This window comes from Blautia sp. MSK.20.85 (assembly GCF_013317245.1).
Lineage (GTDB): Bacteria > Bacillota > Clostridia > Lachnospirales > Lachnospiraceae > Blautia_A.
This window is the reverse complement of the sequence record NZ_JAAIUN010000011.1, coordinates 39,607-50,299: the sequence shown is the minus strand read 5'-3', so window position 1 is coordinate 50,299 and position 10,693 is coordinate 39,607. Positions and strand designations below refer to the sequence as shown.

Here is a 10,693-nt window from a genome sequence, read left to right as displayed (position 1 = left end):
TGACACCCCTGTAAATATTCTGTTGGAAAAGCACGAAAAGCACGTCCATTTCATAAACTGTATGGAAATCCCCTTTGAGGTGAATCTTTGAAAACATTTTTGAAACCGCTGTCTGCTGCGGAAGAAAAATTTTATCTTCTGCAGTTCCAAAGGGGCGATCCGGAGGCAAAAAACATTCTCATCGAACGTAATCTCCGTCTTGTGGCCCATGTCGCAAAAAAATACCAGGGTTGCGACGAAGATCCCGATGATCTGATATCCATCGGCACCATCGGCCTGATCAAAGCAATCTCTACTTTTGATCCCTGCCGTACTTCCAAGTTGTCCACCTATGCGGCACGCTGCATTGACAACGAACTTCTCATGATGCTCCGCGCCCGAAAAAAACGATCCAGGGAAGTTTCCCTTTATGAGCCTATCGGAACAGACCGGGAAGGTAATGAGATCAGCCTTCTTGATATCATTGAAAGTCCACCCGTAGATGTTGTGGAAGACTGTTTCCAGAAAGACAGTATTTCCCATCTTCTCAGTCATATCCCTCAGATCCTTACCCAAAAAGAATATGAAGTGATCTGCTGCCGCTACGGTCTGAACGGTCAGGATCCTCTGACACAGCGTGAAATTGCCAGAAATCTTTCCATCAGCCGTTCCTATGTATCCCGCATTGAAAAAAATGCGCTCCGTAAACTCCGAACACTTTTTCCCGAAAAACAGTAAGGGGAGAACGTTCTTTTCGTTCTCCCCTTAAATATCTGTTTTACTCACCTCTTCGAAGAATATCAAATACCTCCGGTGTCTCGTTCAGTTTCACATAAATTCTCTGTTGTGCATGTGGTGCACTTTCCATGGATTCTCCTTCTTCGTTATAAATGGCTTCCACTGTAACCGGGATATTTCTTCCATCCGGTTTCATGATCTCAATGGTTTCCCCCACAGAGAATTTATTTCTCTGTGTCAGTCTTGCCAGACCTCTCTCATCGATCTCTTCCGCAAATCCAAGATAAGTATATTCTCTTACATAGGTATTACTGTCATAGATCTGTGTGTTCTCATCCGGTTTTCCATAGAAAAATCCGGTCGTAAACTGACGGTAGGTACAGTTTGAGATCTGTTCCTGATACCATGGCATATTGGCATGATACTTTTCCGGACTTTCCATACAGTCATCAATGGCCTTACGGTAAGTTCTGGCTACCGTTGCCACATAAAGAGCTGTTTTCATGCGGCCTTCGATCTTCAGGCTGTCAATACCGCTGGTAAGGATATCTTCCATATGTTCTACCATGCAGAGATCCTTGGAATTGAAAATAAAAGTCCCTCTCTCATTTTCAAATACCGGCATATATTCTCCCGGGCGTTTCTCCTCCACAACGGAATATTTCCATCTGCACGGATGCGTACAGGCTCCCTGATTGGCGTCTCTGCCTGCCATAAAGTTACTCAGAAGGCATCTTCCGGAGTAGGAAATACACATAGCTCCATGGATAAACGTCTCAATCTCCATGTCATCCGGAATATGTGCCCGAATTTCCCGGATTTCCTCCAGAGAAAGTTCTCTTGCACTTACCACACGTTTTGCTCCCAGATTATACCAGAAACGGTATGTCTCATAATTGGTATTGTTCGCCTGTGTACTGATGTGGCGCTCAATCTCCGGACAGATTTCCTTTGCATACATAAAGATTCCCGGATCTGCGATAATCAGTGCGTCAGGACCGATTTCCTTCAGTTCCTGAAGATATTCTCTTACGCCTTCAAGATCCCGGTTATGGGCCAGGATATTTACTGTCACATAAACTTTTACACCATGGGCATGGGCAAAAGCAATGCCCTCGCACATGTCCTCTTTTGAAAAATTCTTAGCCTTTGCACGAAGTCCAAAGGCTTCTCCGCCGATATAAACGGCATCTGCACCATATATGACGGCAACCTTTAAAACCTCAAGGCTGCTCGCCGGAACTAAAAGTTCTGGTCGTTTCATAAGCCTGTTCTCCTGTTTTTACACTTACAGCCGCCCCGTCTCCAAGTGGCAGTACCGATGTACGAAGCACCGGGCTGTGGGTCAGCTGCCAGAGGTATTCTCTCATTCTTTTATAAATTGTCCGGTTTCTCCGTTCCACAAGATAATGAGATTCGATAATGTCTCCCTCCTGCAGCACGTTGTCTGATACCAGTACACTTCCCTCTTTCATCAGACGCAGCACATCCGGAAGCCAGTGGATATACTGTCCCTTGGCCGCGTCCATGAAGATCATGTCAAATGTTCCGGTAAGGGTTTTCAGGATCTCACCGGCATCTCCCTCCAGAAGTGTGATCTGGGATTCCCTTCCTGCACGCCTGAAATTATCCTTTGCCACAGGAATCCTTTTTTCGTAATTTTCTATGGTAACGATCTTAAGATCTTTCGGGCCGTATTCACACATAAGAAGTGTGGAGAAGCCTACGGCAGTCCCCACCTCCAGAATTCGCTTCGGCTGTTTTACTGCCAGAAGCATCCTCATAAAACTCTGCATATCCCTTCGGATGATCGGCACCCGGTCCGCAAGTGCCCTTGATTCCAACTCCTGCAGAAACGGAGTATTCCCCATATCAAGAGAATTGATATAGGTCTTCATGCGTTCTTCTACGATCACTGGCTGTTCGATCCTTCCTCACTCTCTTCTCCGGACAGTACCGCTATGATCCTGGTCGGTGTATAAGCTGTACTGAGAAGGTATGTACCGGCCTTGATCTGACCGTGGTACGCGGACATTCTCTCCTGCACTACAAAAGCAGCTGCATCCTTGATAAGCCCTTTCTGCTCCAGAGTCTTACCTACCTTATATGCAGACGCACCTTCTTTTATGACTACAGTTACCTGCTGTCCTTCTCCCGGACTCATGGCCTGCTGATTAAATACATCATATCCAAACTGATATGCGGATTTTCCAACCCAGATCAGAAATACAAGGATACAGATATACAGAGCGATCTTAAATGCCCCTCCAGCCAGAAAAACCCCGGCTCTGCCTGCCTTGTCTCTTGTGTCTGCCATAGTCTTTCTTCCTCCTATAAGTCAGGAATCTGTATGTCTATCCCGACTACCAGCGTTCTGCAGATTCTCTGCATCAGTCTGCACAGTGCAAGCTCGGCGTCAAGATAGGCATTTACTTTCAGGTTCTGTCTCAGACTTGCAGACTCCCGGTTGAGCTGTTCCGCTACCTGGAACAGCTTATCCTTATCAGCCTGGTTCTGAAGTCTGAAATTATCTCCCCGGAATCTCATCACCCTGGCCTTCAGCTCAGGTTCCTTATCAAGCTCCGCCGCCTGTTTCTGATATTCCTGGTATTCGTCGCTTCTGTGCACAGCATCGAGAAGTTTCTCAATGTCTATGCTGATCTCATCCATGTTCCTATGCCTCCATAATGATCGGCAGGATCATAGGACTTCTCTTGGTACGTTTCCACAGATATTCACCAAGTGCATCCTTGACTTCTGTTTTGATCTTGCCCCAGTCTGTGATATTGTTTTCCAGGCAGGAATCCAGTGCGGTTTCCACAACCTGTCTGGCATGTTCCATAAGATCCTCGGATTCTCTTACATATACAAAACCTCTGGAAACAATGTCAGGTCCTGCAAGAACCACATTGCTGTGACGCTCCAGGGTCATAACTACGATCATAATTCCGTCCTCCGACAGATGCTGACGATCACGGAGCACGATATTTCCAACATCACCCACGCCAAGTCCGTCTACGAAAATTGCTCCTGTGTGAACACTTCCTGTCACCTTGGCATCCTGTCCATCCAGTTCCAGTACATTTCCGGAAGAAAGGATGAAGATATTCTCTTTCGGAATTCCCAGATCTTCCACAATATGTTTCTGTGCAGTCAGATGACGGTACTCGCCATGGATCGGGATCGCATATTTCGGTTTCACAAGGGAATAGATCAGCTTGATTTCTTCCTGGCATGCATGTCCGGACACATGGACATCCTGGAAAATAACCTTGGCGCCCTTCATGGACAGCTCATTGATAACCTTGGAAACTGCTTTTTCATTTCCGGGGATCGGATTGGAACTGAAGATGATGGTATCGTTCGGTTTGATGGTGATCTTCTTGTGGATATTGGCTGCCATACGGGAAAGTGCCGCCATGGACTCACCCTGGCTTCCGGTTGTGATCAGAACTACCTTGTCATCCGGATAATTCTTCACCTGATCGATCTCGATCAGAGTATTCTCCGGAATCTGCAGATATCCAAGTTCTGATGCTACAGAAATAACATTGACCATACTGCGGCCTTCCACCGCAACCTTTCTTCCGAAACGGTATGCAGTGTTGATGATCTGCTGCACACGGTCCACATTGGACGCAAAAGTCGCAATGATGATCCTGGATGTACGGTACTCATTAAAAAGATTATCAAATACATGTCCCACCGTACGCTCAGACATGGTAAATCCCGGTCTCTCCGCATTGGTACTCTCACACATCAATGCAAGTACACCTTTCTTTCCGATCTCTGCAAAGCGCTGCAGATCGATGGCATCTCCGAATACCGGTGTGTAATCTACCTTGAAGTCTCCTGTGTGTACCACGATTCCTACCGGAGAGTAAATGGCAAGCGCGGATGCATCCTGGATACTGTGGTTGGTCTTGATAAATTCCACAGCAAAATCTCCGAGATTGATCACCTGTCCGTGTTTTACTTCTTTCAGTTTCGTAGAACGCACAAGATTGTGCTCTTTCAGTTTGTTGCGGATCAGTCCCAGTGTCAGCTTTGTAGCATAGATTGGAACATTGATCTCTTTCAGTACATAAGGAAGGGCTCCAATATGATCCTCGTGTCCGTGGGTGATCACAAATCCCTTAACCTTGGAAATATTTTCCTTAAGATAGGTTACATCCGGGATGACCAGATCGATTCCCAGCATATCATCCTCAGGGAAAGAAAGTCCACAGTCTACCACTACAATACTGTCTTCATACTCAAAAGCGGTGATGTTCATTCCGATCTGTTCCAGACCGCCAAGTGGTATGATCTTAAGTTTTGAGGATGATCTGCGGCTGTTTTTCCGTCCGGATGGTCTGCCGCTGTTCTTAACCGGTCTCTGTGTGTTTCTGCTGCTGTTCTTTACAGCACCGCCTGCGGCTGTTTTCTTCACTGACGGGCGGAATGGTTTATCCTGGCGGTTTTTACCTCCACGATACTGTCTTGTCCTTGATCCGGCATTTTTCTGTCTTGGCACCTGTCTTCTGGCGCCGCCTGCGGAACTTACTGTTCTGCTCTCTGCGTTTCTGTTGTCCTCGTTGTTCTCGCTTTTCAAAAATCGCTCCTCCATTCAAAATTCACGTCATCCAGCATCTGCTGAAAAACCGCATACACGGCCTGAAGCTCACCCTCATCTTCAACCATCTCATAGCAGGCTTCCGTGCTTCCCGGAGCAGAAATGTCCTTCAGAATATATGCGTCTGCTTCCTCATCCTGTGAATCGGACACCAAAAGATAAGTCACACCCGCAATGTTGGTCTGCTCCTCTACGTAAAACTCAGCAGTTGTGCCGTCGTCTGACTGAAATATTATTTTTTCCATATTTAATTCTTCCTTATCCGTTCTTGTAAAAATATCTGTATTTCCGGGTTATGATTCCGATTCTTCCTGCTGCTCTTTCTTATGTGCGGCAGCATCCAGATATCCCTGCAAAATAAAGACTGCTGCTACCTGATCCAGATACTGCTTGCGGTCTTCCTTATGCACGCCGGTCTCTTCCAGGGTGCGGTCCGCCGCCATGGTAGTCAGTCTTTCGTCCCACATAATAACAGGCAGGCCTGTACGTCTCTCCAGCATTTCCTTGAATTCCAGAGATTTCTCGGCCCGCTCTCCTACGGTATTGTTCATGTTCTTCGGATATCCCAGAACGATCTCCGTAACCTGATACTCCGAAATGATCTCTTCAATACGTGCCAGTGTACGGCGAAGCTTGTTCTCCTGCTTGCGCCATACAGTCTCTACGCCCTGGGCTGTCAGACCGAGAGGGTCGCTTACCGCAACTCCCACAGTCTTCGAGCCATAGTCCAGTCCCAGTACTCTCATATTACCGTTCCCAGGACTTGTTCTTGATATACTCGGTGAGAAGTTCCTCTACCAGCTCATCACGCTCCACTTTCATGATCATGCTTCTCGCACCCTTGTGGCTTGTGATATAAGTCGGGTCTCCGGACATAATATATCCTACGATCTGATTCACCGGATTGTATCCCTTCTCATCCATTGCATTGTACACCAGATCCAGGACTTCCTTTACCTGAAGCTCCTGATCCGGTTTTGTTCTGAAATACTGTGTATTTCCCAGATTATTTTCTGCCATTGTCTCTCACGTCCTTAAAATATATTCTTTTTTATTTTAATATATATTTACATAAATTACAATCTTAAATTTAACGCGGATTGCGAATACAAACTGTCAACATACGATTCAGCGCTTTATTTTACAACTTCACCGGTCATGATATGCTCTTCAAGGAACCTCTCTGCCTTTACTCTTATGATATCATTTACACCATAATTTTCAGATTTCGGTACCGCTGTTTTTATATATTCACGGCTGTGTCCCAGATACCAGGTCCGGCCATCGTTTGTATACTCTTCCTCGATCAGAACTTCCAGTTCTTTTCCGATCATGGACTTTTCATAATCACTTGCATGGCGGTGATGCATTTCGATCATCTTTTCGCTGCGTCGGGCTTTTTCAGCCTCTGTCAGCTGGCCATCCATGGCTGCTGCCTTCGTTCCCTGCCTTCTGGAATATTTGAAGATATGGGTCTCATAAAAATGGATACCATCTACAAAATCATAAGACTTCTGGAATTCTTCTTCAGATTCCTGTGGAAAACCTACGATCACATCCGTAGTCAATGCCGGATTTCCATAGACTTCTCTTAAAAGCTCACACCGTTCTCTGTACTCCCCGCTTCTGTATCTGCGGTTCATCCTTTCCAGAGTCTCATCACAACCGCTCTGCAGGGAAAGATGGAAATGTGGGCATACCTTTGGCAGCGCTGCAATCCCCTCGGCAAATTCTCTCGTAACGATTCCCGGTTCCAGAGATCCCAGGCGGATACGCTGGATTCCTTCGATCTCATGTACGGCACGGATAAGGGAAAGCAGTGTCTCTTTTTTCTCCTCCGGAAAATCTACGCCGTAGGAACTTAAATGAATTCCTGTAAGAACTACTTCCTTATACCCTTTTTCTGCAAGGGAATGGACTTCCTTCAGCACACTTTCAATGTTACGGCTTCTGACACGGCCTCTAGCATAAGGAATAATACAGTACGTACAGAACTGATTACATCCGTCCTGAACCTTGATGTATGCCCTTACATGTTCTGCTGTATGATCAATGGAAAGATCCTCATACTCTTTTGTCTGGTTGATCTTAATCACATGGGAGCCATGTCCCGGTTTATTTTCCGCATATTCTGCCAGTGCTTCCACAATATTGATCTTCTGGTTATTTCCAAGTACAAGGTCAATGGCTTCGTCTTTTTCCAGCTTATCACCACCGGTCTGTACATAACATCCCGTTGCTACCACGATTGCTTCCGGATTCATTTTTTTTGCTTTATGAAGCATCTGTCTTGATTTTCTGTCTGCAATATTCGTTACCGTACAGGTATTGATTACATAAATATCCGCTCCCGGCTCAAAAGGCACAATCTCATATCCTGCCTCCTCCAGAAGCTGCTGCATGGCCTCAATTTCATAGGCATTTACTTTGCAGCCCAGGTTGTGTAATGCAACTCTATTTCCCATTTTTCCTCACTTTTTTTACACTTTAACTAATTATTAAAACAATTTTTATCTCTTTTTACCTTGACTTTTCTGGGGCCGACAGGTAAGATGAAAGCTGTAAATACAAAAATCTATCAAGGGAGGTTATTATAATGAAAACAGCTAAAATCTCACTGAACTCCATCGATAAGGTGAAGGCATTCGTAAACGAGATCAGCAAATTCGACTGCGATTTTGATTTAGTATCCGGAAGATATGTGATCGATGCAAAATCCATCATGGGTATCTTCAGCCTGGATCTTTCCAAGCCGATCGACCTCAACATCCACGCAGACGGCGCTGCTCTGGATAACGTAATGCAGATTATTTCCAAATATACAATCGACTAATCTATGATGTATATTTGAGAGGAACTGTATTGGATACAGTTCCTCTTTTTTCATGTTTTCAGAATTTTTCTGATCTCAATGATCTCCCTTTTTCTGATACCGTTTGATAATCCCAGGGAACCTCCAAAGCGGGGTTCCCTGATTGTTTTTTCTTACAGAAAAACAATCACTGAATTTCAATGATCTCTGTGGTATTCAGAGCAGTCTCCATCAGCTCATCGATCTTCTCAGAAAGTTTCTGCTCGGAACAGCGGATCACCTTAAGATTCGGCTTGGTTACCGGATGTTTTGCAACAAAGATGGTACAGCAGTCCTCAAACGGCTGAATGGATGTCTCAAAAGTATCGATCTTTCTGGAAATCCGAACAATCTCCTCTTTATCAAAACCGATCACCGGACGATATACCGGAAGTGTGCAGACCTCGTTTGTGGAAGCAAGACTCTGTAATGTCTGGCTTGCGACCTGACCGATACTCTCACCTGTGATCAATCCGAGACAGCGGTCTTTTTTTGCAAAATGCTCGGCAATACGCATCATGTATCTTCTCATAATGATGGTAAGCTCATCATGTGGGCACTGGTCGTAAATATAAAGCTGGATATCTGTAAAATTAACTACATGGAGACGGATCGGTCCGCTGTATTTGGCTACCAGGCGGGCAAGATCCACGACCTTCTGTTTTGCACGCTCGCTGGTGTAAGGCGGTGCATGGAAATATACCGCATCGATCTTAACGCCACGTTTTGCGATCATGTAACCGGCAACCGGGCTGTCGATTCCGCCAGAAAGAAGCAGCATGGCTTTTCCGTTTGTTCCGATAGGCATTCCGCCTGCGCCCGGAATGGTCTGGGAATATACATAGATCTTGTCACGGATCTCCACAGAAAGATCCAATTCCGGATGATGAACGTCTACACTTGCCTCCGGGAACGCATCCAGGATACGTCCGCCAAGCTCTGCGCTAACTTCCATGGAGCTAATCGGATAGGATTTCTTTGCACGGCGTGTCCAAACCTTAAAGGTTCCGTTAAAGTCCGGATGCCACTGTTTCATATAGCTTACTACGTCTTCGGCAAGTTTCTCAAAGCCCTGCTCTTCGTAGATCATAACCGGGCAGATACCTACGATACCGAATACGTGCTGCAGTGCGTCTACAGCCTCATCGTAATCATAATTCTCCGGGCAGAATACATAGACTCTTCCCTGCTCTTTTTTTACTTCAAAATCTCCCTCGATCTTGGAGAGCGCAATCTCCATCTGATGTACGAGAGCATCTTCAAAACGGTAGCGGTTTTTTCCCTTCAGGGCGATTTCCGCATATTTGATCAAAAATGCATGTACTAACATAAAAATTCCTTTCTTGTGTGTTCTCTATCGACGTGCATACCTGCGTAACATCGGGATGGTTTTTCCCAGGGCTTCCAGGCAGTAATCTACTTCTTCGAAAGTATTCTCCTCACAGAAACTGATGCGGACGGTACTCTCCACATCTGCTCTTGAAAGTCCCATAGCTGTCAGTGTTGCACTTGGTTTTCTCTTATGACTGGAGCAGGCACTTCCTGCGGAAATATATACTCCGAATTCTTCCAGTGTATGGAGCAGGACTTCGCTTCGGACCCCGTGGAAAGTCACACTCATGATGTGCGGTGCCCCTTCTCTTAAAGGCATTCCGTTGATGGTGATGTCTCCAAGCTTTGAAAGTCCCTCTGCCATCCGTTCTTTCAGGTCATAAAGGTGCTGTATTTTTTTATCAAAATCTGTGTATACCATATCTGCGGCAACGCCAAGGCCTGCGATCCCCGGCACATTGTCTGTTCCGGAACGCATACCGTTCTGCTGTCCGCCGCCAAGGATCTGCGGCTGTACTCTTACTTTTTCGTTAATATAGAGAAAGCCTACGCCCTTTGGTCCATGGATCTTGTGGCTGCTCACAGAAAGAAGATCGATCCCCAGCTTTTTCGGATAGATACGATACTTTCCGAATGCCTGGATGGCATCTACATGAAAAAGTGCTTTCGGGCTTTTTTCGTGGACGAGCTTTCCGATCTCTTCTACCGGCATCACAGCTCCCACTTCATTGTTCACATACATCACAGACACCAGGATCGTATCCGGGCGCAGAGCTGCTTCCAGCGCTTCCAGTTTCACAACTCCCTGATGATCCACAGGAAGGATGGTCACCTCATAACCCTGGTCTTTCAGATAGGCAAAAGGCTGGGCCACTGCCGCGTGCTCCACTGCCGTTGTAATGATATGGTTTCCCATACGCTTGTTGGCTTCCACGCCGCCGATAATAGCAAGATTGTCCGATTCTGTTCCACCGGAGGTAAAAAGAATCTCTTTTTCATTCACTTTCAGTAATTTTGCAAGGGTCTGGGCACTTCTGCGGACATAATTCTCCGCTTCCATTCCCTTTTTATGCATGGCAGAAGGATTTCCGAAATCTTCTGTCATGGTTTTGCAGACAATATCCTTTACTTCATCGAAGCATCTCGTTGTCGCGGAATTGTCAAAATATGCTTCCATA

13 protein-coding genes are annotated in these 10,693 nt (G+C 45.9%); 2 read left to right on the top strand and 11 right to left on the bottom strand.

Features of this window, described 5'->3' with window-relative positions:
• Positions 1-87 precede the first annotated feature (87 nt).
• Positions 88-717 carry an RNA polymerase sporulation sigma factor SigK gene (gene sigK, locus G5B12_RS08290; RefSeq protein WP_021977646.1) on the top strand — a complete coding sequence of 210 codons (630 nt, stop codon included), beginning with the start codon at positions 88-90 and terminating at the stop codon, positions 715-717.
• 40 nt (positions 718-757) lie between these two features.
• On the opposite strand, the gene G5B12_RS08285 is transcribed toward sigK, so the two are convergent.
• The 9 genes from G5B12_RS08285 to mtaB all read right to left on the bottom strand — a co-directional run bounded on the left by G5B12_RS08285 (position 758) and on the right by mtaB (position 7,797).
• Complete coding sequence (locus G5B12_RS08285; protein ID WP_174088034.1) at positions 758-1,981, bottom strand: peptidase U32 family protein; 1,224 nt, start codon at positions 1,979-1,981, stop codon at positions 758-760.
• Entirely contained in the window at positions 1,941-2,633 is a 693-nt protein-coding gene (locus tag G5B12_RS08280; RefSeq protein ID WP_021977648.1) for an O-methyltransferase, read from the bottom strand. Before G5B12_RS08280 ends, G5B12_RS08285 begins: the two co-directional genes overlap by 41 nt.
• Positions 2,630-3,034: an endolytic transglycosylase MltG gene (locus G5B12_RS08275; RefSeq protein WP_021977649.1), complete on the bottom strand. Its 405-nt coding sequence runs from the start codon at positions 3,032-3,034 to the stop codon at positions 2,630-2,632. Before G5B12_RS08275 ends, G5B12_RS08280 begins: the two co-directional genes overlap by 4 nt.
• Before the next feature lie 14 nt (positions 3,035-3,048).
• Complete coding sequence (locus G5B12_RS08270) at positions 3,049-3,387, bottom strand: YlbF family regulator (RefSeq protein ID WP_174088033.1); 339 nt, start codon at positions 3,385-3,387, stop codon at positions 3,049-3,051.
• A gap of 4 nt (positions 3,388-3,391) precedes the next feature.
• A complete protein-coding gene (locus G5B12_RS08265) occupies positions 3,392-5,026 on the bottom strand; it encodes a ribonuclease J (RefSeq protein WP_118062827.1) in 1,635 nt (544 codons plus the stop codon).
• 281 nt (positions 5,027-5,307) lie between these two features.
• Positions 5,308-5,577 (bottom strand): DUF1292 domain-containing protein, encoded by a 270-nt coding sequence (locus G5B12_RS08260; protein WP_118071202.1) that lies wholly within the window; start codon positions 5,575-5,577, stop codon positions 5,308-5,310.
• Positions 5,578-5,625: 48 nt separating this feature from the next.
• Positions 5,626-6,078 (bottom strand): Holliday junction resolvase RuvX, encoded by a 453-nt coding sequence (gene ruvX, locus G5B12_RS08255; protein ID WP_021977653.1) that lies wholly within the window; start codon positions 6,076-6,078, stop codon positions 5,626-5,628.
• 1 nt (position 6,079) lies between these two features.
• Positions 6,080-6,352 (bottom strand): IreB family regulatory phosphoprotein, encoded by a 273-nt coding sequence (locus tag G5B12_RS08250; RefSeq protein ID WP_015527087.1) that lies wholly within the window; start codon positions 6,350-6,352, stop codon positions 6,080-6,082.
• 116 nt (positions 6,353-6,468) lie between these two features.
• Positions 6,469-7,797 (bottom strand): tRNA (N(6)-L-threonylcarbamoyladenosine(37)-C(2))-methylthiotransferase MtaB, encoded by a 1,329-nt coding sequence (gene mtaB / locus G5B12_RS08245; RefSeq protein WP_021977654.1) that lies wholly within the window; start codon positions 7,795-7,797, stop codon positions 6,469-6,471.
• 131 nt (positions 7,798-7,928) lie between these two features.
• Between mtaB and G5B12_RS08240 the strand changes: the two genes are divergently transcribed.
• A complete protein-coding gene (locus tag G5B12_RS08240; RefSeq protein ID WP_015527084.1) occupies positions 7,929-8,165 on the top strand; it encodes an HPr family phosphocarrier protein in 237 nt (78 codons plus the stop codon).
• A 166-nt stretch (positions 8,166-8,331) separates the two neighbouring features.
• Here the strand turns inward: G5B12_RS08240 and thiI are convergent, their stop codons facing one another.
• Together thiI and G5B12_RS08230 are read right to left on the bottom strand one after the other, a co-directional pair.
• Positions 8,332-9,513, bottom strand: coding sequence for a tRNA uracil 4-sulfurtransferase ThiI (thiI, locus tag G5B12_RS08235; protein WP_174088032.1), 1,182 nt, complete (start codon positions 9,511-9,513; stop codon positions 8,332-8,334).
• 24 nt (positions 9,514-9,537) lie between these two features.
• The gene (locus G5B12_RS08230; protein WP_174088031.1) at positions 9,538-10,692 is read right to left on the bottom strand and encodes a cysteine desulfurase family protein; all 1,155 of its coding nucleotides are present in this window, start codon (positions 10,690-10,692) and stop codon (positions 9,538-9,540) included.
• Between the last annotated feature and the right edge of the window lies 1 nt (position 10,693).

Excerpts from the sequence above, each read along its gene's own strand:
- G5B12_RS08285 (WP_174088034.1), bottom strand. The coding sequence starts at position 1,981 with ATGAAACGACCAGAACTTTTAGTTCCGGCGAGCAGCCTTGAGGTTTTA.
- G5B12_RS08275 (WP_021977649.1), bottom strand. The coding sequence starts at position 3,034 with ATGGCAGACACAAGAGACAAGGCAGGCAGAGCCGGGGTTTTTCTGGCT.
- G5B12_RS08270 (WP_174088033.1), bottom strand. The coding sequence starts at position 3,387 with ATGGATGAGATCAGCATAGACATTGAGAAACTTCTCGATGCTGTGCAC.
- G5B12_RS08260 (WP_118071202.1), bottom strand. The coding sequence starts at position 5,577 with ATGGAAAAAATAATATTTCAGTCAGACGACGGCACAACTGCTGAGTTT.
- ruvX (WP_021977653.1), bottom strand. The coding sequence starts at position 6,078 with ATGAGAGTACTGGGACTGGACTATGGCTCGAAGACTGTGGGAGTTGCG.
- G5B12_RS08250 (WP_015527087.1), bottom strand. The coding sequence starts at position 6,352 with ATGGCAGAAAATAATCTGGGAAATACACAGTATTTCAGAACAAAACCG.
- mtaB (WP_021977654.1), bottom strand. The coding sequence starts at position 7,797 with ATGGGAAATAGAGTTGCATTACACAACCTGGGCTGCAAAGTAAATGCC.
- G5B12_RS08240 (WP_015527084.1), top strand. The coding sequence starts at position 7,929 with ATGAAAACAGCTAAAATCTCACTGAACTCCATCGATAAGGTGAAGGCA.
- thiI (WP_174088032.1), bottom strand. The coding sequence starts at position 9,513 with ATGTTAGTACATGCATTTTTGATCAAATATGCGGAAATCGCCCTGAAG.
- G5B12_RS08230 (WP_174088031.1), bottom strand. The coding sequence starts at position 10,692 with ATGGAAGCATATTTTGACAATTCCGCGACAACGAGATGCTTCGATGAA.